We start from the raw sequence: 21,647 nt of genomic DNA on the forward strand, positions 1-21,647 counted from the left end.
CGCGCCATGACGCGCGGCGGCCGGCAGCCGCATCAGCGCTCGCCGCGCTTCTTGCTCAGCTCGATCGTCTCGAACAGCTCGTACTGCGCGCTCGGGTGCTGATCCGCGCCCGGCGCGTGGTAGTAGCGCATCGTGATCGTCGTGTGGCCGCCCGGCTTGCCCGGATCGTGATCGAACACCGCGATCCCGTAGCCCGTGCCCGTATCGCGGCGCGCGGACCAGATCGCATCCTCCAGCGCATCGGCCGGCTTGCGCACGAACGTGTTCGCGGCCGTGCCCGGCACCGGCCGGTTCGGCTTCGTGAAGACCTTGGCCTGCGCATAGCCGGTCGCCGGGTTCTCGCCGTACACGTCGAGGGGCGCACTGGTGCCGCCGCCGCCGAGGATCAGGTGGATCGTGCCGTGGCTCGTGTCGAACGTCGTGCGGTCGGGATCCGTCGACCCGACCGGACGCGGCTGCAGCGTCTCGACGACTTCGCCGGTCGATGCATCGACGCCCGCGCGGTGATTGCAGCCGCGCACCGGGTAGCTGCGCTCGTAGTCGTGATCGTGACCGCACAGCACGAGGTCGACGCCGTAACGGTCGAACAGCGGCAGCCACGCCTCGCGGATGCCCTTGTCCGAGCCGTTGCCCGTTTTCGACGAACTCAGCGCGTCCTGGTGCATCTGCACGACGATCCAGTCGATGTCGTCGTCGTGCGACGCGTGACGCAGCGTATGTTCGAGCCAGCGCGTCTGCTCGCCGTTGCTGTAGCCGCGCACGTAGAACGACGTGCCCGGTTCGATCGGCGCGTGGCCGGTGCTCGCGGCCGGCACCAGCGGGGCGGGGCCGCCGACGAAGGCGGCCGCGTCCTGGTACACGACATCGTCGGCGTCGAGCGAGATGAACAGCACCGAGCTCACGCGGAAGCTGTACCAGCGGCCCGGAAAGCGCGTGCCGTTCTCGGGCAGCGTATAGCGCGCGAGATACGAGTCGAGTCCCTGCGGGCCGTTGTGGAATTCGATCTCGTGATTGCCGGGGCACGGCATCCACGGGCGATTCGCGGCCGACGTCTGGTTGTTGTTGCCGAAGTCGCGCCACACTTCCGGCTGGTGCGCGGGGTTCAGGTTCGCGTAGCAGAGGTCGCCGTTCAGCAGGTGGAACAGCGGCTGGAACTGCTCGACCGCCTGCACCGCGAAGCGGCTTTGCGGCGACGACAGCACCCACGCGCCGTTCGGCGTCGCGAGGTCGCCGTAGCTCGTGAAGCGAAACGGGGCGCGCCCGCGCGGCGCGGTCGTGAAGGTGGCGGCAAACGGCTGCGCGGCGTTGCTGTCGTTGTCGGCCGTGAGTTCGTAGCGGTAGCGCGTGTTCGGCTTCAGGCCGTGCACGCGGGCGTGGTACGTGAACACGGTTTCGCCGTTCAGGCCGTCGGTGTAGAGGCGTTGAACACCATGCACGGTGCGTGCCGGCTCGCCGTCGGCGACGATGCGCGCGCGCGGATTGACGGCCGGCGCGAGCGACGCCCACGTGATCACGACTTCGGACGCCGGGTCGTTGCCCCACGTCAGGTGCACCTGCTCGGGTGTGCCGTCCGGATTCGACGCGGCGGCACGGGCGGCCGCGAGCCCGCCTGCGGCGGTGGCGAGGCCGGAGACGCCGGCCAGTTTCAGGAAGCCGCGACGCGATACGGAAGCGGCCGGCTCGTTCGACTCGTTCGACTCGGCGGGGAAGTTGTCCTGGTTCGACATGATCGTATTTTCGTTGGATGACACGCGAAATGCGGAACCGCCCGGTCGTGCGCGAGCGCGTCGGGGGCGTGGGCCGGAAACGAGCGGGATCCCGGTGACACGCATTGTCGAAGCGCAGTTTTGCCGGGTTGTGACAGGCGGTAATCACCACACGGACCGATGCGTCGACGGGCGCGCGGCGTTCGTTACCGGCGCGGCGGAAATTTATTTGCCGGTGTCGCGACGGATTTTTGCCGGATGCGTCGTTTAACGCATGAACGGCCGCTTCCGGGCATGAACGGTCGATACACGACGCTTCGGAGTCTTGCATGAAACTTTCCATTTCATTACGGTTTGCCGCGGGATGCGCAACCGCGCTGGCGACGTCCGCGGTATTCGCCCAGGCCGTCATCGTCGCGCCGGTCGCACCGCCGCCGCCGCGCGTCGAAGTGATGCCGGCGCCGCGTGCGGGCTACGTGTGGGATCAGGGCCACTGGCACTGGCGGCATGGCCGCTACGTGTGGATTCCCGGGCACTGGCAAGGGGTGCGCGCCGGTTATCACTGGGTGCCCGGGCATTGGGTCGCGCGTGGCCCGAACTGGCGCTGGGTGCCCGGTCACTGGGCGTGATGCGCAGCGTGCCGCGCGGCGCGCAGCGCCGGTGTGGCGGGACTTCCACGTAACCTCATCAGGCGAGCCATGCCTTTTCGAACTCTCGTGATCCTGGCAGCCGCGGCCGTCGTGCTGGCCGGCTGCGTCGTGGTGCCGGCGCGTCCGGTGTATTACCGGCCCGCGCCGGTCGTCGTATATTGATCGCGCCGGCCGGCGGGCGATCGACAGGATCGATATGCCGTTCGAACCGGATGTCGACGAAACCGGCCGGGTCCATCTCAGGCGCGTTGCCGAAGCGTCGGCCTGGCGCCGTCAGGTGCCGGCGCGACGCATGCAAGGAGAGCACGACGATGAGCTTCAGCCGGACGGCGGGCCTACCCGCCTGCAGCATGCGGCGTTCGCACGGCACGTTGCGGAGCGGCCTGCGTTGAGCGACGCCGATCCGGACGCGGAACTCGTCGCGCGGGTCGGCGCGCGCGACGCGTCGGCCGTGCGCGTGCTCGTCGCACGCAAGCTGCCGCGATTGCTCGCGCTCGCGACGCGCATGCTCGGCGACCGGACCGAAGCCGAAGACGTTGCGCAGGAAACCTTCCTGCGGATCTGGAATCAAGCGCCGCGCTGGCGGGACGGCGAAGCACGTTTCGACACGTGGCTGCATCGCGTCGTGCTGAACCTGTGCTATGACCGCTTGCGCGGACGGCGCGAGGAGCCGGTCGACACGCTGCCCGACGTGCCCGACACGCAACCCGAGCCGGCCGCGCAAGCAGAGTTGCGCTTGCGCGACGCGCGCGTGCGCCAGGCGCTCGCCGCGTTGCCGCCCCGGCAGCGGGAAGCGCTCGTGCTCCAGTACTATCAGGACATGTCGAACGTTGAAGCGGCCAACCTGATGGGCATCACCGTCGATGCGCTGGAAAGCCTGCTCGCGCGCGCGAGGCGCAACCTGCGCGCGCAACTGGCCGGCGACCCACCTAGCGAGGACAAGCGATGACACCCGAACGATTCCGTACCATCGTCGCCGCGTACGGCTCGGATGCGCGGCGCTGGCCGCAAGGCGAACGCGCGGCGGCCGAAGCGTGGGCGCAAGCGCATCCGCGCGACGCGCTGGCGGCGCTCGACGATGCCGCCGAACTCGATGCATGGCTCATGCAGGATACGGTCGCGCCGCCCGCGCCGGCGCTCGTCGAACGCATCGTCGCGTCGGCGCCCGCGCCGCAACGTGCGCGGCGGCGAGGAAAAGTGTGGTGGTCGGGCGCGGCGTTCGCGGGTGTCGGGCTGGCCGGCGCGCTGGCGGGCGCGGTGGCCGTGTCGATGCTGATGCTCGGTAGCGCGCCGATCGCGCAACACGAACCGGGCTACCTGACGACGACCTTCGGCGGCCCGAGCATCGACGGAGGCGACGAATGAGCGAACGCGGCTGGAAATTCATTCTCGTCGGGTCCGTCGTGCTGAACGTGTTCATGCTCGGCGCGATTGGCGGCGGCGTGTATCAGTGGTTCTCGACGCATCGCGAACTGCATGTGGCCGGGATGCCTGGACAACGGACGGCGTTGCGGTTCGCCGCGGACGAATTGTCCGATGCGCGTCGGCAGGAGTTCGCCGCGGCGCTGAAGGCGGCGCGCAAGGACGGTCGCGATTTCGCGAGGGAAGGGCGCGATGGGCGGATCACAGTGCTGGATTTGCTGGCCGCGCCGCAGCTCGATCGTCCGGCGATCGATGCGGCACTCGATCGTACGCGAGCGGCGGACAGTGCGTTGCGCGGGCAGGTCGAGCGGAGCGTGGTCGATTTCGTGGCGACGTTGACGCCGGATGAGCGTGCGAAGTTCGTCGACGGATTGCGGCGGAGTGGGAACTGGCGGTTGCCGGCGAGGTTGCAGAAGAAGCAGGGGGCGGCGGAGGGGGAGTAAACGGGCACGGCGTTGCGGCGATCAGTTCGCTGCGCCGTGTTCACTGATCGTTCAATGTGGCTTGTCGCGGACGTCGGTTCTCGCCACCAAGCTGCCTCTCGAACCGCCGGGACTTCAACGGCCGGCTCCGCCCCACAAGGGACTTGCGTTGCGCCGCGATAGCGGTGGTTCAAAGTCGGAACGTTACCTGTTGCCATTCGCGTCAACTGCAGGCGCCACTGAACGGCCTTGCACCGGCGTCGCTCTCAGCGTTCACCGCAAGGCCGTGCGTATGTCAGATCAGGTCACCGGGACGCACAGTCATTTGGCGCAGCCTTTCCGTCGAATCTGTCTGCAATCCAGCCAATCTGGTCTTTCAGAGATCCATAGACCACCTCGTCATGTCCAAGCGCCGGATACACCTTCCATTGCAGCTGTCCGCCGGCAGCACAGATGCGATCGACAATCTTGCGCCCGGCAGCTTCCGTGAATAGCACGTCATTACCGCCACCGACCAGAAGCAGTGGGCCAAGAGTCGGCAGCGATCCAGGCCGGTTGCGTTCCATGAACTGCTTGATGTAACGGTTTCGACGCCAACCGGGGACAAGCATCCTGTCGGTCGGCATGGCTGCAAATGCACCGCTAGCTGCGCTGCACCCGTCGTCAACAGATGCCACGTACGTCGAGTACGCCGTCGGTGTCAGCACGTCCTTTGGTTTGAATTTCGGATAAACGGTCTCCACACCATAGATCCAGAAGGCCACGAGTCCGTTCAGCACCGGCACTTTGACTGAAAGGATGCTGTCGATGGCGTCACTGAGATCGCTTGCCCCCGCAAGCGCGACGGCGCCAAGAAAGTCGGGATCCTTGATTCTCGCTTCCAGTTCCGCGACGCCAAGGCTGGACAAGCCGCCTTGCGAGTGCCCGACGACAATCCACCTGCCGCTCAGGTTGGGCACGGCCGCGTGGGCCGCGGATACTGAATGCACGACGTCGGTGGCATTGCTCAGGATGTCGAGGTACGCATGACGGCTTGTCGTGCCCAGCCCGGCATAGTCGGTTGCGACGACGGCATAACCTAACGTCACGTACTCGTAGAGACCCTGCCAGTCATAGAAAAGGGACTTCATGAGGGAAGGCGCGCAACTCATCGCTACGCCGCTTGTGCCGTGGGACCAGGCCAGCAGCGGCCATCCGCCCGGAGGTGGATGGCCATAAGGAACCAGCACGACGCCCGTCGCTAGCGTGTCGGTATCGTCGGCTGTACGGGTGTGGTACAGGATGCGGGTGGCCGTGACTCCCGGAGGCAACGCGAAGTCAGCGGCCGGTTCCGCGCGCACCAGCGTGCCCGGCCTGGCAGGTGGTTCCGATGCTGGTTTGGTGTAGAACGGCGTGACAGTCAGTTTCCGGCCTGCGTCGATCGCTCGGCCTGCCTCCAGCGATGGCGCAAACAATGACGGGCCCCACGCAGGCGGTTGTTGGGCAAGTGCTTTGGCAGAACCCAACGCGATTGCAATCGCCGCAGCAGCTGTGCACAAGATATCGCTGATAGGCCGCCCCATGATTGGCCATCCTGACGGTCGGAATCCTTCATGCAGTGTTTTTTTCATGATGAACGCTACGGCATGGAAGCACGCGAGACTGGCAGGGGCGGTCGAACCTGCGTCGGGACGACCGAGCGATCCGCTCGACGATCATTGGTTACGCGGTACCGTAATGTATAGCACGGTATAGCCAATACGAATCCGCCAGCAGGTCCTGATGGGCCTGCTGCGTCTGCGAGACAAGGGGGGCGCCTTGCTCCACAGGCACGGTGGATCCCGGGGCTTTTGACAATTGACTACCGGCGCAAAAAAGAGGAGCTTGTCGGAGTTGCACCAGGTTCGCTCCTTGTCTCGACGGGTACTCTATCCGAGGTAGCGATGTGGATCTTCCGTGTCGATGAGCCCCGCCTTGGGGTCATCCGTATTCGAGAATGGCGCCGCCACGCGCGCTTTACAATTCTTCTTCTTCTCCTGCTGCTGGGCGGCGCGGCCACTGGGCTGGTCTTGCTCGACCCGTCCAACACCTCTTTTCACGACAAAGTATTTACGGCCCTTTGGGATGGGGCCAATCTCGTCACGACGCTCGGTAACTTTACCGACTTCAATCGGCCTCAAAAGATATTCATGCTGCTGGCCATGTTCGCGACGCTGCTGATCGGCGGATTCGCGGTTTCGAGGCTCACCGGCATGCTATCGGGCGACGATGTGATGGCCTATCGGGAGAACAGGGTCATGGAACGCAAGCTCGAACATCTTGCCAATCACGTTGTGCTGGTGGGATTTCATTCGCTCGGTGAACTGGTCGCAAACCGCTTGCGCGAAGCGGGGCAGACGGTGCTCGTCCTCGTGGGCGATCAGGCTCAGGCAGAGCGGGCGGCGGATCGCGGCCATATGGTTGTGCTCGGTTCGCCGGGCGTGTTCGACGACGTGCTCAGGCGTGCGCGACTGGACAGCGCCAAAGCGCTGGTCGTGACGACACCCGACAGCAATAACAACCTGGCCATCACGCTGCTGGCGCATACGCTGAATGCGTCTCTCGCGATTGTAGCGCCCGGCGAAAATTCCTTGCGAAAGGGGTTGTTCGAAATCGCCGGCGCATCCGACGTGGTCATCGTCGATGAGATCGTGGCGAATGCGCTGGTCCGCAAACTCACAACCCAAGTGGAGGAAAGGCCATGAAACCAGCGGCGTCCATGGCCTCTCGTCTGCATCGCATGCCATTCCTGCAGGGACTTCTACCCATCAATTCCGCGCAACTACCGCGCGACATCATCGCCGGGATCACGCTCGCGGCCCTGGGCATCCCCGAGGTGATGGGCTATACGAAGATTTCCGGCACGCCCACGGTCACCGGCCTCTACACGATCTTGCTCCCGCTGATTGCATTTGCGGTACTTGGCGCATCGCGCCAGCTGGTGGTCGCGGCAGACTCCGCGACAGCCGCGATCCTCGCGGGTACGCTGACGGCCGTCGCCGCATTGGGCAGTAAGGAATACGTCGGCCTGACGAGCACCGTGGCCCTGACGGTTGCCGTCATGCTCGTGGCTGCGCGCATCTTTCGGCTGGGCTTTCTGGCCGACTTTCTTTCTCGCAGTGCTCTGATCGGCTTCCTGACAGGCGTGGGCGTGCAGGTCGCGGCGGGCGAACTCGCCGGGCTGTTCGGGCTCGCGAAGCAAGGGCATGGCCCGGTCATGCAGATCGTGAGCGTGTTGCAACGCATTGCCGAGGCGAATTATCCGACCATGGCGCTTTCGCTTGCCGTTCTCGCGGTGATCCTCGGTTGCAAGCGTCTGGCGCCGCGCGCGCCGGGTGCGCTGATCGCCGTGATCGGCTCCATTGTGGCCAGCGCGACGTTGAATTTCGCCGGGCATGGCATTGCGGTAACCGGTGAAGTGCCCGGCGGACTTCCATCGCTGTTCGTGCCGCCGCTGCATATGAACGAGATCAACCAGGTGCTGGCGACAGCCGCGTCGTGCTTTATCGTCATCATTGCGCAGAGTGCGGCGACCGCGCGAGCGTACGCCAACCGCTACAACGAGAAGGGCGATGACAATGCCGACATCATCGGCCTCGCAGCCGCGAACGCCGCGGCTGCGTTCACCGGCACCTTCGTCGTGAACGGCAGTCCGACCAAGACCGAGATGGTCGACGATGCGGGTGGCCGCACCCAGGCCGCCCATCTGACGACGGCCGTGATCGTGCTGCTGGTGCTGCTGTTCCTCACCAAGCCGCTCAGTCTTCTGCCAGCCGCCGTGCTGTCGGCCATCGTCTTCATGATCGGCGTGAAGCTGATCGACGTGAAAGGCATGAAGGAACTCTTTCGCATGCAGAAGGATGAATTCGTCGTCGCGTTGCTCACGGTAAGCGTGGTCGTGTTTGTCGATGTGATGCACGGCATTCTCGCTGCCGTGGTGCTGTCGCTGATCGCGCATGCGCGACATAGCTACCGGCTGCGCACGCGTGTGTTGGCGCGCGGCCCCAGCGGCCGTTGGGTCGCGCATCCTGTGGTGCCGAACCTGCTCGCGGCGCCCGGCATCGTCGTCTACCGGTTCGAAGCGGACCTGTTTTATGCGAACGCCGGTCGCTTCACTGAAGAAGTGCTGAAACTCGTCAACGAGGCGAGTCCGCCGTTGCGTTGGCTCGTGATCGACGCATCCGAGATCAACAATATCGACTACACCGCGGGCAAAACGTTGATTCAGATGGGAATGGAACTCGACCGGCGTGGCGTGGGTGTTGCAGCAGTTGCACTTCCGACGGGTGTGCGGCATGAGATCGAACGGTACAAGGCACTGCATACGGGCGGCGCACATCGCGAGATCTTTGCGACCGTGGATGCCGCGATCGACGCACTCAGCAAGCTCTCGCCATCCGGACCCGCGCCCGCGCCGGCTGCGAAACCGGAATGAAACCAAGTCAATCCGACGATGAACCGAAAAAAGGAGTGACAGGTGCCTGAATCCGCTGCTGAAAAGAAGCGTAACGAACCTGCTGCGCAACGCACCGATCCGAACCCGCTGACGGCACAAGAAGATCCGTCCACGTTGTTTGGGGGGCGTGGCTCGATGGCGGCGCGCATCGAGCGGGGCAGGGCGGCGCGCACCAGGGTGCCGCGCGCGCAGCTGGCGGACTGCAAGATCGACGATCGAGATCCCATCGCGCTGCTCGACGCGTCTAACGTGGGCCGGGTGCCGGAGCTGATACCCATCCGCTACGGGCGCATGGTCGCGAGTCCATTCGCGTTCTATCGCGGCGCCGCGCCGCTGATGGCATACGACCTGTCGAAGCTGCCGCATTCCGACCTGATCGTGCAACTGTGCGGCGATGCGCATCTGGCCAATTTCGGTCTGTTCGCGAGCCCGGAGCGGCGCGTTCTTTTCGGACCCAACGACTTCGACGAAACACTGCCTGGCCCCTTCGATTGGGATGTGCGCAGGCTGGCCGCGTCGTTCGTCATTGCCGCGCGCGAGCGAGGACTGGCGACGCGTGCCCAGCGCAGTGTGGTGCGCAGGCTATGCGAGACGTTCCGGCAGCGGATCGCCGAGTTCAGCCGGATGGACACGCTCGACGTCTGGTACGACCAGTTCAGGGCAGCGAGCATGCTGGCCATTGCCGGCTCGAGGGAGGAAAGAAGAAAAGAACTGGCCGTCATCGACAGGGCGAGGCAGCAGTCGTCGCGTTCCATGACGACGCATGCGACCGAGCTGGTCAACGGCAAACTGCGCATCAAGGACGTCCCGCCGCTCGTGTATCACGTCCCACTGGCAAGCCCGCACGATCACAGGCAGTACGATGCGCTGGTCCGGCGTTTCTTCGCCGACTACCGTTTGACCCTCCCCGATGACAGGCGCGCACTGTTCGATCGTTATGAACTGGTGGATGTCGCCATTCGCGTCGTCGGTATTGGGTCGGTGGGGACGCGTTGCTACGAGGCGCTCTTCATGGCCGATGGAGCGTGTCCCTTGTTCCTTCAACTCAAGGAGGCGCGGACTTCTGTGCTGGAGGGTTACCTGGCGCCGAGTCGTTATTCCAATCACGGTCAGCGTGTGGTGAACGGACAGCGTCTGCTGCAGTCGGCCAGCGACATTTTTCTAGGATGGTCGAAGATGCGTCACACGGGCAATGACTTCTACGTGCGGCAATTGCGCGACATGAAGGGCGCGTTCGATTTCACCACTTTCGACTTTGAAGATCTCGACGAATATGCGGTCTGTTGCGCTCACGCGCTGGCCCATTCGATGGCGAAAGCAGGGGACCCCGCGCTGGTCAGCGGATATCTTGGAAAGTCGGGTGAATTTGACGCGGCAATCGAGCGATTCGCGCTCGCGTATGCGGATCAGAATGAGGCCGACTGGGCGGCTTTGAAGGCAGCCGTCAAGGCAGGACGCATCCAGGTTTTGCGTGAATGAGTTTGGCGCACCTCCATCGGTTTTTGCGCACTCGCAATTGCGGCTTCGCTTGACATCAACGGCAAAAAATATCCTAGTGGCGCATTTTTGGCTTCTGATTCGCGCGCGTGGTTGCGAAGTCGAATTCGGTTTCAAGTGCGCTGCGGTAACTACAGATCGAGCACCAACTCGCTCGACATCGCCCGAGACACACAAATCATCAGCGATCGGTTCGCCTCTCGTTCGTCATCACCAAGCACATAATCGCGGTGGTCCGCCTCGCCCGACAGCAGCCCAACTTCGCAACTCCGACACAGGCCCTCCCTGCAGGAGTGGGCTGCACGAACGCCGTGACGTTCGAGGCATTCAAGAATCGTCTCGTCAGGCTCGACGACGCATCGTAGTCCCTGTCTGGCGAGTACGACGGAGAACGATCGGTTGTCTGTTGCTTCGTCATCCTTGACAGGTGCGGTAAATCGTTCGAAGTGAAGTCGCTCCGGTGAAAGCGCTGCTCGCGCGCCATGTGCCGCGACCGCGTCCATCAGCCCCGCAGGTCCGCAAGAATACACGTGCTCGTCGACGCGCAAATCACGCATCATCGCGCTCACGTCGTGCGGAAGTCTCGCTGCATTTTCATCGTCGGCATGCAAATGGACCGTTCCACCGAACGAGTGGAGTTCATCAATCCATCCGGCATTTGCGCGCGACCGCACACAATAGTGGAGTTCCCACGGCAGGTCGTGACGCACGCACCAGCGGATCATGGCGAGTATTGGCGTAATGCCGATGCCACCTGCAATGAAACGATGCCGCTTCGCGACCGGAGACAACCCGAACAGCTTTCGCGGCTCGCCGATCATCAGCGTGTCGCCGAGTCGCAGCTGCTCATGAATGTAGGCCGAACCGCCCCGTGAGGTCGCGGACCGCCCGACCCCGAGGCAATAGCGCGACCGGTCCCAAGCCTCGTTGCACAACGAGTATTGACGCGTCATGCCGCCAGGCAGATGGACATCGACATGCGCGCCCGGTTCGAACGGCGGAAGCGGCGAGCCGTCAGCGGAACGCAAATCGACGCCGATTATTCCTTCCGCCTCGATCCGAAGCGCCGTCACCTTCATTTCAATCATGTCAGTGCTCCGCTCCGGCTTGTGCGCGCGCCTCACGTTCGTCTTCAAGCCGGGCTTTCACGGCCGAGCGAAACTGCGAAAGTGCCGAGTCGATACCGAAGGGCGTCATTTCAAAGCCGGGATCGAGTTGCAAATTTCTCTGCTGCGCCGTGATGATGTCCCGGTCTTCATCAAACGCATCGACGACGGACTGGTGAATCGAGCGTGTTACCTCAGGGTTGTCGATCGCGAAATTGTGGGGATGGGCGAAAAAGTAGTGCGTCGAATTTTCTGTTTCGGGCGTCAGCGCCTGACATCCGCGAAATTCGGCCGCATCGACGCGTATCCCGTCCCGCGCACCGGTGCCGACGGGCGCCATGCCGGAGTCCATGCGCAGAATGGCGGGCAGCGTGAAGTCGTAAATATTCCATCGATCCACTTTGCCGGGCCAGCCCTTCACGGCCACCGCGAACGGTGGCGCATCGGTGTTCATCACCCAGCGCGTCACGCGCACGCCGCTTTCGATACGCTCGACTTTAGGCTGTACTTTCGCGTAGTCCTCGGGGCCACCAAGCGTGGTCGGATGAACGAACGGCAGATGCGAGAAGTCGAGCAGGTTGTCGCAGATGAGCAGGTAGTTGACGTGATAGTGAATATATCCGGGCAGGCTACGCCACGCGGGATCATCGACCCAATGGGTATCGGGAATGGCGTTCGGGTCGGCAAGCGCGGGATCGCCCATCCAGATCCAGATCCAGCGATGCCGCTCTACGACGGGGTAGCTCCTGACTTTCGCGCGCGGCGGGATGCGCTGTTGAGCGGGAGCCTCGACACACGCGCCGGCGCTGTCGAACTTCAGTCCGTGATACATGCAGCGCACGCAATCGCCCTCACGGCGCCCGACGGAAAGCGGTGCTCCGCGATGGCAGCACCGGTCTTCAAGCGCGACGATGCTTCCATCATCCTTGCGATACATCGCGACGGGTTTGCCGATTACCACGCGCGAGAAGAGCGCATCGGCCGCGACTTCGTGGGACCACGCAGCCACATACCATGTGTTCTCGATGAACATGTTCGTCTCCTTGAATCCTGTGTCTGCGCCCGTCCGGCGGGCGCTTGACTTCAAGATAGGGTTGCCTCGATGATGCGTCAAGCTAATGACATTAATAGAGATAATGCACGCCATGCATATCAGAGATCTCGACCTGAACTTGTTGGTGGTGTTCGACGCGTTGCTTCGCGAACGAAGTGTCACGCGGGCTGCGCAGGATATCGGGCTGACGCAAGGCGCGATGAGTCATGCGCTCAATCGCCTTCGGACGTTTTTCGAGGACCCGTTGTTCGTGAAGACAGCGGAAGGCATGACGCCCACTGCGAAGGGCGATCAATTGGGCGCGACGATTTCAGAAATCGTCGCGGCGATTCGGAAGAATGTCGTGGCCGAAGCGCGTTTCGATCCGCTGACCGCTCAGCGTACTTTCGTGCTCTGCATGACCGACATGGCGGAACTCGTCTTTCTGCCGCCCCTGATTCGCCGCTTCCGCAAGGTCGCGCCGCGTTGCACGTTGCGTTCGGTACAGGTGCCTCTGGAACAGATTGAAGGCATGCTGTCCTCCGCCGAAGCGGATCTGGCGCTCGGCTCGATTCACGCCGCGCCGGAGGGGCTGTATCAGCAACAGCTGTTCATGCATTCATTCGTGACGGTGGTGAGCGTTCGAAACCGGACGGTCGGCAAGACACTGACGCGTTCGCAGTTCGAGTCGATGCCGCAGATCGTTGTCTCTCTGACCGGCCGCGCCAGCGCAGCGTACGACAGCGCTTTCGACGCCTATGGCATCAAGCGGAATGTCTTTCTGACCACGCCGCACTTTTTGACCGTACCGCATCTGATCGATGCACAACCTGATCTCATTGCGACCGTTCCTCTGGAACTGGGGAAAGTTTTCTCGAAACTCGGAACTGTCAGGATGGTGCCGCCGCCCGTCGAATTGCCGCCGTTCGCCCTTCGTCAACATTGGCATTCCCGCTTGAATGCGGATCCAGCCAACGTCTGGTTACGCCATCTCATCAAGGAAACGTTCGAGGACTATCCGAACATAGAGGGCCAGGATTAAGGTCGAGGAACGCTCTTGCGGAGCTATCAGATGCGTGGAGCCGGTACGAGCGACGCGTCATCGCCGCGCCCTGACGCTGGGGCATGTAACGGTCGCGCGTTCCCGTTGTCCATGCGCAGCTTCCCAATCACGAAGCGTCACCACACCGGGGAGCCTCTTTCCGTTTGGCCCGGTGGGTTCAGAAAGTCAGCGGATAAGCTATCCGAAAACGCGAGCCCATACCGCCCGAAGGCGTCGCGCGCGGTCTTCGAAGAGATATGAGGCCGCCAGCGTCAAGAGACCTGAAATTGCACCCGTCACGACGTGCTCGACATAGGGGATACGGTAGTGACTCGTGTGCGAGTAGGCGTCGCCCAACGTTGTCAGGACGCCAACGATCAGCGCATTGCCGTATCGATGCGCGTAGAGTTTCGCCACCGGCGTGAAAGTCAAAAGTACGGCCAGGAGTCCAGTAAGAAGCCCTGTATGAAATGCGATAGTCCAGTGGGCAAGGCTCATGATATTGCCCCAGCTCCCCGGCATGCAGGTCATGCACGCACTGGTCGGCTGCCAGAAACGCTGGATAAACAGTCTGACGCGGTGCTTCCACTCGATTGACATGATGCATTCCCATCAATGCCGTCGCCACGGCCGACGCCGCCGCACGTCTCGTTGAAGCAGTTGCCAAACCCTTTAACGAGCTTGCCGCCCTCGTCACGGATGGGTTGACTGTGCGCCGTAGAGGCCGAGCAATAACCTGGACATGGGGGAATACTACTCCACGATTAGGCGGCCGCTGTTTCGACCGAGACCGGAACTCAACGCTTGCGTCTATCGGTGCGGCCCCGTCCATGACGGGCATCGAACGATGCGCTTCCGCGCGAAGTCGACGTCCGGCATCGACCCGTTTCCGCTATTCAGACGAATGCAGTGCCTACGGCCGCTTTCGAAAGTTCCACGGCCACCCAGCGCGCACTTGGGCCGCCTAGTGTTCGGCCATTTCAGTTCGACGTTGACATGCTCGTTGGAGCCAGAGCGCGTCGCGACGTTTGTAAAAGAGCGCCAATGTGGCCGCCTTTTTCGGGCCTGTTGTAATAGACGAGGTTGTGGCGGACCCCATGACGCGACGGGGCGATCATACGTTGGGCTTAAGTCCGTTCACGCGTGATCGCGGACTTCTTAGTAGCCGATCGTGAAGCGTGCTCGCTCGTGTGCAGGCTTCTCCAGCTCGTCGACCAGCGCAACCGCATAGTCCTCGAAGGAGACCCAGCTCTTGCCTAGTTCGTCCACAATGAGGTCATCGCCACCGAGGCGGAACTTGCCCGTGCGCACGCCCGGATCGATCTGCATCGGCGGGCTGAAATAAGTCCAGTTGATATCCGACGCTCTCACCGCCGCAAAAGCCTTGACATGGGAGGTCGCAATCGCAACTGCCTTCTCGGGCCAGTGACCGGATTCCAGCACCGTCACGCCCGGCGAAAACCACAGCGAGCCGCATCCGCCCGCCATGAGGAGGCGGGGAGCGCCAGCCTTGCGTACAGCGGCAATCGCCCGCTCGATCACGTGGACCAGTTGATCCGTGTAATTCACGTCGCTGAAGAAACGTGCGTCCTCCTTCGGAGGTCCGAAGGCGCTGACGACTGCATCGGCCCCGGCGATGATCTCCGCAATTCGATCGGCGCTGCTCAGATCGTCGCGCACGGTGTGGATGCTGTTGGGAAGCTTGTCCGGAGTACGCGCGACTGCGGTGACTTGATGACCGCGGCTGATCAGTTCACTGAGGACCGTGCGGCCAACCTGGCCGGTGGCGGCAAGAACGACGACTTTCATATTCAATGTCCCTTAAGGATTGGCACTTCTGTTGGTTGAATGGCGGGGAGATTCACGACGCCGGTGGTGCCGTGAACCTCGCCGTCACTCCGTATGGCCCGCCGTTTCCAGCACGGGGTAATCGACATAACCTGCTGCACCGCCGCCATAGAAAGTCGCACGGTCATAGCGGTTGAGCGGCGCACCACGCCTGAGGCGCGCAGGCAGGTCGGGATTCGAGATGAACTGCCTGCCGAATGCCACCGCGTCGGCTTGCCCCGAACGGACGGCCTCGTCCGCCGACTCCGCGGTGAATCCGCCCGCGAGGATCAGGGTCCCCGGCCAGAAGGGACGAAGCTGGCTGACTGACTGCGGGGTATCAATCGCCAGTCCGGCGCTCGTACTACGCGCCTCGATCAAACTGACGTAAGCGATACCGAGTTTGTTCAGACGCGTGAGCACGTGCCCGTAAAGCCCAATCGGATCAGAATCGCCCACGTCGTTGAAGGTGCCGAACGGTGACAAACGAACGCCGACGCGATCGGCGCCCCAGATCTCGATCAACGCTTGCGTCACCTCGACGAGCAGCCGGGCTCGGTTCTCAACCGATTCGCCGTAAATGTCGGTGCGCTTGTTCGAGCTGTCGTCCAGAAACTGCTGCAACAGGAGTCCGTTCGCGCCGTGAATCTCCACACCATCGAAACCGGCTGCCATGGCATCGCGCGCGCCTTCGCGCCAGGCCTCGATGATCCCGGGAATCTCGTCCAGTTCAAGTGCACGCGGTGTCTCGTAAGGCGCCGGCTTCCATTCGGGGGTCAGCGCAGTTAGACCGGTGATCGCGATCGCCGATGGTGCAACAGGAAGTTGGCCGTTCGGTTGGAAGCTCGAATGCGACGCGCGCCCGGTATGCAACAGCTGCAGAAAGATGATGCCTCCCTTGGCATGTACCGCGTCGGTCACTTGCCGCCAACCAGCCACCTGTTCCGTGGAATGAATACCGGGGGTCGCAGGATAACCCTGCCCATCGGGCGTGACTTGCGTGGCTTCGGCAATGATGAGGCCGCCTTCGGAAGCACGCTGGCCGTAGTACTCGGGGGCGAGCTGATTCGGAACATTCCCGGCGCCAGCGCGCATGCGTGTGAGCGGAGGCATCACGACTCGATGGGCCAGCTTGTAGCGTCCGACTACAAGCGGCGTGAAGAGTGATAACGGGGACATTAGAAGATCCTTTGCACGTGGCTGCGGCAACAGGTGGCGAAAACTCGACTATCCCTGATAGGCGCGTAAGTGGCGCCATCACGATGCGATTGGGGAGTTGTAGGTAGCCAATCGTGAGAGGAGAGAACAGGTTGGGTGAGTGAGCAATCGTCGGATCGTTGGCATGATTAACAGTCCTAAGATAATTGACATGAGGTAAATGAGAAGAACCCCGCTCAGATGGGGCGGGCATCAAGCATTTGCAGCGTTCCCCCCCCCCGCTTTGGAAGCGGTGAAGATCCCCAAGAAACTGAACGCGAAGAGGGCCCGCAAGGTCCCCGACGCCGCACCGGACGACTTCGTGCCGGCCCGCTGGCGCGGCTACCGCACCGACGCCGTCGCGGCAGGCGACTCCATCGCCTATCGCCACTTCTGGGAGCTCACCGTGCTGCTGGGGCTGCGCGACGGGCACCGGCCGGGCACGTGTGGGTGCCCGGCTCGCGCCGCTAGGCCGACCCGGGTTCGGAGCGGCGGAGGGCCCGGGGTCCGAATCGCGGCCGGATCCTAGCCGGCGCGGCGCATCCGGCAGGCGTCGGCCCGCTCAACCGGTGCCCGGCTCGCAGGTCGTGAAGAACTCGACGAGACCGGTGGCGACAGCGGCGGGATTCCTGCCCGGCAAGTCGTGGCTCGCAAACGGTATCGACACCGTGTCGACTTTTGGAATCCACTGCTGCAGTAGATCGGCGCCCTCAAAGAACACCGGCAATGTATCGCTGCCGCGCATCGACAGCACCGGGTGTCGAATATCTTTCAGGCCTTCGGTTGTGATGTCCCAGCGTAGCATGGCCCCGAGTTCGACCTGAAAGTACGTGTCGATATCGGATACCGCGCAGTCGAACGCACCCGCAGGCAGGGCGCCGTCGGTAAATCGCCGGTAGTCTTGTCCATACGCGCCTGCCAGGACCATGTCCGTGGCCGCAGCTTTGTCTCCCGAGTCGTAGACCTCGCGGACAGTTGCCATCCATTCCGCGAACTGCCCGCCGGACGGTACCAATGACCCGAGCGGCGGTTCCAGCAATGCCAGCTTCCGCACTCTGCCCGGGGCATCGATCGCCATCTGCAATGCGATGCCTGCGCCAAAAGAATGTCCGGCCACGTGCGCCGACGCAATGCCCAGGTGATTCAACAACGCGATGCAGTCACCAGCCCACTCTTGCAGTGTCATGCCCGCCACCGCGCGTGAACTGCCGGCGTAGCCGCGGCGCCGGTAATGGACGATCTGAAAATTCTCCGCGATTCCGGCCTGCTCGATCACCGGCACGAACCCATCCGACAGAATCGCTCCGTGGATAAATACCATCGGTGCCCCGGACCCGCGGACCTCGTACTCGATGTCCGCCCCGTTCAGCTGTACTCGTTCCATTCGCGGCGCTCCAGTCATTTTCCCAGCGCTTGTGCGATGAGAAGGGTGTCGGCGGTCTGCTGCAGGCGCACGACCTTGCCGTCGCGGATTGTCCAGAAATGGGCAAATCGGGATTGCACCCTCCGCCCCTTCTTCGAAAGGCCGAAATAGTGCCCGAGAACGATCACGTGATCGCCCGACTCGAAGAACTCGTCCCCTTTCGCGTAGAACTCGTCGAAGTCGGCCATGAATGGGAAGAAACCACTGACCGTCTTATCAAGACCGTGATAGACGCCCCCGTTGGGGAATCCTTCGGTAATATCCCACTCGGCGTCATCCGCCAGGAGCGATTTGAAAGTATTCACGTCTCCCATGGCGCTGTACAACTTCCGGATGAGAGCAATCTGCGACGTATCAGACATACGAACCTTCCTTAGGTTGATGTTGATGGCCCACTCGAGCCTTAGGTTGACCCTGACCGTTTTGCGTCGGCCGGTGCACTCCAACACAAGCAAAATCACAATCTCGCTAAACAAGCTCCCCCAGTGCCGTCACCTCGTACCCTCGCAATTCGCCTTCTCCCGAGCGAATCTTTTCAACCCACTGCGGATCAGAAATCAAAGCCCGGCCGACCGCGACCAGATCGAACTCGCCCCGATCCATCCGCTTGACGAGCGCGTCCAGCCCCACGCTAGTCGATTTTTCGCCACCAAATGAGCTCATAAATTCGCCGGAAAGCCCAACCGACCCGACGCTGATCGTGGCGGCCCCGGTCAACTTCTTTGCCCAGCCGGCGAAGTTGAGCCCCTCGTCCCCATCGACTTCGGGAAACTCCGGCTCCCAGAAGCGCCGTTGCGAGCAATGCAGTACATCCGCACCGGCGCCCACGAGCGGTTCCAGCCACTGCGCCATTTCCTTCGGCGTGCGTGCCAGACGTGCTAAGTAGTCCTGCTGTTTCCACTGACTCAATCGAATAACGATCGGAAAGCCAGGACCCACCGCTGCGCGGACAGCCGCAATAATTTCCGCCGCAAACCGCGCCCGCTCGCCGATGCCCGGTCCGCCATATGCGTCGGTCCGATGGTTGGTGCCCGCCCAGAAGAACTGATCGATCAGATAGCCATGTGCGCCGTGCAGTTCGACCGTGTCGAAACCGAGCCGTTTGGCCTCGCTGGCTGCCTTGGCGAAAGCGGCGATGGTATCGGCAATGTCGGCATCGCTCATTGCCACGCCGCGCTGGACCTCGGGCGCATCGAAGCCCGAAGGACTTTCCACCGGCACGTCTGGCGTCCAGTCGGTTTGAAAACCCTTCACCGCGCCCGTGTGCCACAACTGCGGCCCCATCTTGCCGCCAGCGTCATGCACCGAATCAATCACGCCTTGCCAACCGGCCAACGCCGCCTCGCCGTGGAAAGAGGGAACATCGGGGTCGTTGCGGGACGCAGGCCGGTCGACCACGGTGCCTTCGGAAATAATCAACCCGACGCCGCCTTCGGCACGGCGCTGATAGTAAGCGGCATTCGCCGGCCCAGGCACACCTTGCGGGGCGAAGGAGCGGGTCATGGGTGCCATAACGATGCGGTTCGATAGCGTCAGCGAACCGACGGAGAAGGGCTGAAACAGGACTTCGGAAGAAAGCGGCATGAATTGGATCGCCCGGAGTTGAAAACAGAGTCGATGGTATACTCCGGAAACTTAGTGTCAATAACGCACTTGTCTTCCACTAGGGATATTCGAGGTAACCATGTCCGCTGAGCCTGAGCGTTTCCCGGCCGCTTGTCCGACACGCCTTCTGTTTGACCAGATATCCGACAAGTGGTCGATGATGGTCCTCACGGTGCTGAATGCCGGGCCGTTGCGTTTCAACGCGATCAAGCGGCATCTGGAGGGCGTTAGCCAGAAAGCACTGACGCAATGTCTGCGCAGGCTGGAGCGAAACGGACTTGTTTCCCGCACGGTGATACCCGTTTCGCCGGTGGCCGTCGAATATGAGATCACGCCTTTGGGGCGTGCGCTGCAACGGCCGCTCAAGGCGCTCCATGACTGGATGCTCGAACATCTCGGCGAATTCGATACCGCCCGCGAAGTGTTCGATGCACGCATGGCGTCGCAGTCGCAAGATTGACGGCAAACACGCCCGAACCACTGCCGCGCGGGGTATTGACAGATTTCTTGCGGCCTACGTTGACGCCGGCTGAGCGTGTGAGGAGGGTGGCCACGCCGACATAGCGATGTCAATCATGCGATCGAGCGCGTCCGCACTTGCGCCGGCCTGCGGCAAATTCAAAAGTGAATGCAAGACCCCGAGGTAAAGCCACGCGAGTGCGTCAACGCGCGTGTCGTTCGGCAATTCGCCATTCGCGATCCCATCGCGCAAGAGACCTGCAAGCATCTCATACTGAAGCCCCGCGCTTGCTCGCGCAGCTGCTTTCCCGTCCGCTGTGAGGTCCACCATCTCTGCGCAGCTTCGCGATATCAGGCAACCCGCTGGACGTTGCCGGTTGGGGGTCGCGCGCAGCAAGTAGGCCCGCAGGATCCCTTCGAGACGCCCCCGCGCCGTATCTGCTTCTACTCCGTTCATCCGACTGAGCACTCGCTTCGTGTACGCTGCAAGCGCCTCCCGGAAGAGACCGTCCTTGTCACCAAATCTTTGGTAGAGGCTGGAGCGGGACAGGCCCGTCGCCTCGGTAAGGTGATTGATTGATGCCGCCGCATAGCCGTGGCGCCAAAAGACCTTCATGGCCGCATCGATTACGGCCGCGTCGTCGAATTGCGGCTTTCCGCTCATGGAATCCTCAAGAACAGCTTGACAAGCTGGAACGATAGTTCCAGCATTCTTGTACCGTTCGTTCCATGATACATCAAAGGACCCGTCATGACCGTCGATTCACCCGTCACGTCTCGACGACCGCGCATCGCGATCGCCGGGGCCACCGGCCGCGTCGGTTCGACGCTGGTCAGCCTCCTTGCCCCAGAGCCGGTTGACGTCGTCGCTTTGACCCGCACGCCCAATGCACTAAATTTGCCACCAGGAGTGAACGCAGTCAGAGTGGACTTCGATGAACCGCGGACACTCGTCGATGCGCTTCAAGGTACCGAGCGCCTGTTCGTCTCACATGGCACATCATTGCAGCAGGTGGAAAACGAAATCGCGCTGATTGATGCCGCTGTCGCTTCGGGGGTCCGTCACATCGTCAAGCTTTCGTCCTTTGGGCCTCCGACCCGCTTGAACCCGATGGCGTGGCATATGCAAATTGAGGCGCATCTGGCCAGACAATCTGTTGCCTCGACCGTACTGCGGCCATCCACATTTGCGGACGTTCTCAAACGGTCTGCCGCCTACATCGCTTCAGACTCGTGGGCTGGCGCTGCTGGCAATGGACGGGTCAATTTCATCGATACGCGTGACGTTGCGAGAGTGGCGCGCATCGCTTTGCTCGAGCACGTGCAACCTGAGTCTCAGCGTGTTTATCACCTCACGGGTCCGCGTGCCGTGACTATGCATGAAATCGCGGACGAACTTTCAAAACTGCTAGGTCGTAATGTCATTTACGGAGAGCGGACCCTCGAGCAGCAACGAGAGGTTCTACTAGCAGAAGGGTTGCCAGCGTTCGTCGCAGATTTGCTTGTCGGTCTGGACCAGGTGTTCCGCGATTCCGCAATGAGTGAAACAACCACGACTGTCCAGGAGGTGACGGGGGAACCTCCTTTGCCCTTGACTCACTGGCTTGCCGAAAACATCTCCATTTTCCAGAAGTAGGATTGCCGCCTGAGTGCTCTGTCCGACATGTCAACCGGTGACAGGGACAGGGCGCAAGGTTGGGGTCCACTCGACCACCCGTCGAGTGAAGCTAACAGAAGCGACGTCTCGGTGCGGCTGCGGCTTGCAGAGGACTGGCCGCTCATCA

At 62.4% G+C, this 21,647-nt stretch carries 21 protein-coding genes; 10 read left to right on the top strand and 11 right to left on the bottom strand.

Annotated features, from left to right (window positions below; all coding sequences use genetic code 11):
* Positions 1-32: 32 nt before the first annotated feature.
* Positions 33-1,727: a metallophosphoesterase family protein gene (locus tag F3J14_RS00780; RefSeq protein WP_166721343.1), complete on the bottom strand. Its 1,695-nt coding sequence runs from the start codon at positions 1,725-1,727 to the stop codon at positions 33-35.
* Positions 1,728-2,035: 308 nt separating this feature from the next.
* On the opposite strand from F3J14_RS00780, the gene F3J14_RS00785 reads away from it, so the two are divergent.
* The 4 genes from F3J14_RS00785 (at position 2,036) to F3J14_RS00800 (ending at position 4,221) form a co-directional block, all read left to right on the top strand.
* Positions 2,036-2,335, top strand: a complete 300-nt coding sequence (locus F3J14_RS00785; protein WP_166721344.1) for a YXWGXW repeat-containing protein — start codon at positions 2,036-2,038, stop codon at positions 2,333-2,335.
* Positions 2,336-2,552: 217 nt separating this feature from the next.
* Positions 2,553-3,305 carry an RNA polymerase sigma factor gene (locus tag F3J14_RS00790; RefSeq protein ID WP_166721345.1) on the top strand — a complete coding sequence of 251 codons (753 nt, stop codon included), beginning with the start codon at positions 2,553-2,555 and terminating at the stop codon, positions 3,303-3,305.
* Positions 3,302-3,721 (top strand): hypothetical protein, encoded by a 420-nt coding sequence (locus tag F3J14_RS00795; RefSeq protein WP_166721346.1) that lies wholly within the window; start codon positions 3,302-3,304, stop codon positions 3,719-3,721. Before F3J14_RS00790 ends, F3J14_RS00795 begins: the two co-directional genes overlap by 4 nt.
* On the top strand, positions 3,718-4,221 hold the full coding sequence (locus tag F3J14_RS00800) for a periplasmic heavy metal sensor (RefSeq protein ID WP_166721347.1): 504 nt from the start codon (positions 3,718-3,720) through the stop codon (positions 4,219-4,221). Before F3J14_RS00795 ends, F3J14_RS00800 begins: the two co-directional genes overlap by 4 nt.
* A 284-nt stretch (positions 4,222-4,505) precedes the next feature.
* On the opposite strand, the gene F3J14_RS00805 is transcribed toward F3J14_RS00800, so the two are convergent.
* Positions 4,506-5,810: an alpha/beta fold hydrolase gene (locus F3J14_RS00805; RefSeq protein WP_166721348.1), complete on the bottom strand. Its 1,305-nt coding sequence runs from the start codon at positions 5,808-5,810 to the stop codon at positions 4,506-4,508.
* Positions 5,811-6,122: 312 nt separating this feature from the next.
* On the opposite strand from F3J14_RS00805, the gene F3J14_RS00810 reads away from it, so the two are divergent.
* The 3 genes from F3J14_RS00810 to F3J14_RS00820 are packed head-to-tail and all read left to right on the top strand — an operon-like array spanning position 6,123 to position 10,153.
* Entirely contained in the window at positions 6,123-6,923 is an 801-nt protein-coding gene (locus F3J14_RS00810; RefSeq protein WP_168736077.1) for an NAD(P)-binding protein, read from the top strand.
* The gene (locus F3J14_RS00815) at positions 6,920-8,653 is read left to right on the top strand and encodes a SulP family inorganic anion transporter (protein ID WP_166721349.1); all 1,734 of its coding nucleotides are present in this window, start codon (positions 6,920-6,922) and stop codon (positions 8,651-8,653) included. Before F3J14_RS00810 ends, F3J14_RS00815 begins: the two co-directional genes overlap by 4 nt.
* 42 nt (positions 8,654-8,695) lie before the next feature.
* Positions 8,696-10,153 carry a DUF2252 domain-containing protein gene (locus tag F3J14_RS00820; protein ID WP_348771928.1) on the top strand — a complete coding sequence of 486 codons (1,458 nt, stop codon included), beginning with the start codon at positions 8,696-8,698 and terminating at the stop codon, positions 10,151-10,153.
* A gap of 149 nt (positions 10,154-10,302) precedes the next feature.
* Here F3J14_RS00820 and F3J14_RS00825 read toward each other — a convergent pair whose 3' ends face one another.
* On the bottom strand, positions 10,303-11,259 hold the full coding sequence (locus F3J14_RS00825) for a PDR/VanB family oxidoreductase (protein ID WP_166721350.1): 957 nt from the start codon (positions 11,257-11,259) through the stop codon (positions 10,303-10,305).
* Position 11,260: 1 nt separating this feature from the next.
* Positions 11,261-12,310, bottom strand: coding sequence for an aromatic ring-hydroxylating dioxygenase subunit alpha (locus tag F3J14_RS00830; RefSeq protein ID WP_166721351.1), 1,050 nt, complete (start codon positions 12,308-12,310; stop codon positions 11,261-11,263).
* 112 nt (positions 12,311-12,422) lie between these two features.
* On the opposite strand from F3J14_RS00830, the gene F3J14_RS00835 reads away from it, so the two are divergent.
* Complete coding sequence (locus F3J14_RS00835; protein ID WP_166721352.1) at positions 12,423-13,352, top strand: LysR family transcriptional regulator; 930 nt, start codon at positions 12,423-12,425, stop codon at positions 13,350-13,352.
* Positions 13,353-13,550: 198 nt separating this feature from the next.
* Here the strand turns inward: F3J14_RS00835 and F3J14_RS00840 are convergent, their stop codons facing one another.
* The 6 genes from F3J14_RS00840 to F3J14_RS00865 form a co-directional block, all read right to left on the bottom strand.
* Positions 13,551-13,952 carry a hypothetical protein gene (locus tag F3J14_RS00840; protein ID WP_166721353.1) on the bottom strand — a complete coding sequence of 134 codons (402 nt, stop codon included), beginning with the start codon at positions 13,950-13,952 and terminating at the stop codon, positions 13,551-13,553.
* A gap of 558 nt (positions 13,953-14,510) precedes the next feature.
* Positions 14,511-15,161, bottom strand: coding sequence for an NAD(P)H-binding protein (locus F3J14_RS00845; RefSeq protein WP_166721354.1), 651 nt, complete (start codon positions 15,159-15,161; stop codon positions 14,511-14,513).
* An 84-nt stretch (positions 15,162-15,245) separates the two neighbouring features.
* A complete protein-coding gene (locus tag F3J14_RS00850) occupies positions 15,246-16,358 on the bottom strand; it encodes an alkene reductase (protein WP_166721355.1) in 1,113 nt (370 codons plus the stop codon).
* 580 nt (positions 16,359-16,938) lie between these two features.
* Positions 16,939-17,760, bottom strand: a complete 822-nt coding sequence (locus F3J14_RS00855; protein ID WP_166721356.1) for an alpha/beta hydrolase — start codon at positions 17,758-17,760, stop codon at positions 16,939-16,941.
* Between the two features lie 14 nt (positions 17,761-17,774).
* Positions 17,775-18,161 (bottom strand): nuclear transport factor 2 family protein, encoded by a 387-nt coding sequence (locus F3J14_RS00860; protein ID WP_166721357.1) that lies wholly within the window; start codon positions 18,159-18,161, stop codon positions 17,775-17,777.
* A gap of 106 nt (positions 18,162-18,267) precedes the next feature.
* Entirely contained in the window at positions 18,268-19,383 is a 1,116-nt protein-coding gene (locus tag F3J14_RS00865) for an NADH:flavin oxidoreductase (protein ID WP_166721358.1), read from the bottom strand.
* 100 nt (positions 19,384-19,483) lie between these two features.
* On the opposite strand from F3J14_RS00865, the gene F3J14_RS00870 reads away from it, so the two are divergent.
* Positions 19,484-19,864, top strand: coding sequence for a helix-turn-helix domain-containing protein (locus F3J14_RS00870; RefSeq protein WP_166721359.1), 381 nt, complete (start codon positions 19,484-19,486; stop codon positions 19,862-19,864).
* Positions 19,865-19,918: 54 nt separating this feature from the next.
* Here the strand turns inward: F3J14_RS00870 and F3J14_RS00875 are convergent, their stop codons facing one another.
* Complete coding sequence (locus tag F3J14_RS00875) at positions 19,919-20,527, bottom strand: TetR/AcrR family transcriptional regulator (protein WP_166721360.1); 609 nt, start codon at positions 20,525-20,527, stop codon at positions 19,919-19,921.
* A gap of 87 nt (positions 20,528-20,614) precedes the next feature.
* Here F3J14_RS00875 and F3J14_RS00880 point away from each other — a divergent pair, with 87 nt between their 5' ends.
* Positions 20,615-21,499 carry an NAD(P)H-binding protein gene (locus F3J14_RS00880; protein ID WP_166721361.1) on the top strand — a complete coding sequence of 295 codons (885 nt, stop codon included), beginning with the start codon at positions 20,615-20,617 and terminating at the stop codon, positions 21,497-21,499.
* Positions 21,500-21,647: the final 148 nt, after the last annotated feature.

Source organism: Burkholderia sp. Tr-862 (assembly GCF_011753085.1).
Taxonomy (GTDB): domain Bacteria; phylum Pseudomonadota; class Gammaproteobacteria; order Burkholderiales; family Burkholderiaceae; genus Burkholderia; species Burkholderia ambifaria.

Excerpts from the sequence above, each read along its gene's own strand:
- F3J14_RS00815 (WP_166721349.1), top strand. The coding sequence starts at position 6,920 with ATGAAACCAGCGGCGTCCATGGCCTCTCGTCTGCATCGCATGCCATTC.
- F3J14_RS00845 (WP_166721354.1), bottom strand. The coding sequence starts at position 15,161 with ATGAAAGTCGTCGTTCTTGCCGCCACCGGCCAGGTTGGCCGCACGGTC.
- F3J14_RS00855 (WP_166721356.1), bottom strand. The coding sequence starts at position 17,760 with ATGGAACGAGTACAGCTGAACGGGGCGGACATCGAGTACGAGGTCCGC.
- F3J14_RS00790 (WP_166721345.1), top strand. The coding sequence starts at position 2,553 with ATGCCGTTCGAACCGGATGTCGACGAAACCGGCCGGGTCCATCTCAGG.
- F3J14_RS00865 (WP_166721358.1), bottom strand. The coding sequence starts at position 19,383 with ATGCCGCTTTCTTCCGAAGTCCTGTTTCAGCCCTTCTCCGTCGGTTCG.
- F3J14_RS00850 (WP_166721355.1), bottom strand. The coding sequence starts at position 16,358 with ATGTCCCCGTTATCACTCTTCACGCCGCTTGTAGTCGGACGCTACAAG.
- F3J14_RS00825 (WP_166721350.1), bottom strand. The coding sequence starts at position 11,259 with ATGATTGAAATGAAGGTGACGGCGCTTCGGATCGAGGCGGAAGGAATA.
- F3J14_RS00795 (WP_166721346.1), top strand. The coding sequence starts at position 3,302 with ATGACACCCGAACGATTCCGTACCATCGTCGCCGCGTACGGCTCGGAT.
- F3J14_RS00875 (WP_166721360.1), bottom strand. The coding sequence starts at position 20,527 with ATGAGCGGAAAGCCGCAATTCGACGACGCGGCCGTAATCGATGCGGCC.
- F3J14_RS00800 (WP_166721347.1), top strand. The coding sequence starts at position 3,718 with ATGAGCGAACGCGGCTGGAAATTCATTCTCGTCGGGTCCGTCGTGCTG.
- F3J14_RS00835 (WP_166721352.1), top strand. The coding sequence starts at position 12,423 with ATGCATATCAGAGATCTCGACCTGAACTTGTTGGTGGTGTTCGACGCG.
- F3J14_RS00840 (WP_166721353.1), bottom strand. The coding sequence starts at position 13,952 with ATGTCAATCGAGTGGAAGCACCGCGTCAGACTGTTTATCCAGCGTTTC.
- F3J14_RS00830 (WP_166721351.1), bottom strand. The coding sequence starts at position 12,310 with ATGTTCATCGAGAACACATGGTATGTGGCTGCGTGGTCCCACGAAGTC.
- F3J14_RS00780 (WP_166721343.1), bottom strand. The coding sequence starts at position 1,727 with ATGTCGAACCAGGACAACTTCCCCGCCGAGTCGAACGAGTCGAACGAG.
- F3J14_RS00805 (WP_166721348.1), bottom strand. The coding sequence starts at position 5,810 with ATGAAAAAAACACTGCATGAAGGATTCCGACCGTCAGGATGGCCAATC.
- F3J14_RS00860 (WP_166721357.1), bottom strand. The coding sequence starts at position 18,161 with ATGTCTGATACGTCGCAGATTGCTCTCATCCGGAAGTTGTACAGCGCC.
- F3J14_RS00880 (WP_166721361.1), top strand. The coding sequence starts at position 20,615 with ATGACCGTCGATTCACCCGTCACGTCTCGACGACCGCGCATCGCGATC.
- F3J14_RS00870 (WP_166721359.1), top strand. The coding sequence starts at position 19,484 with ATGTCCGCTGAGCCTGAGCGTTTCCCGGCCGCTTGTCCGACACGCCTT.
- F3J14_RS00810 (WP_168736077.1), top strand. The coding sequence starts at position 6,123 with ATGTGGATCTTCCGTGTCGATGAGCCCCGCCTTGGGGTCATCCGTATT.
- F3J14_RS00785 (WP_166721344.1), top strand. The coding sequence starts at position 2,036 with ATGAAACTTTCCATTTCATTACGGTTTGCCGCGGGATGCGCAACCGCG.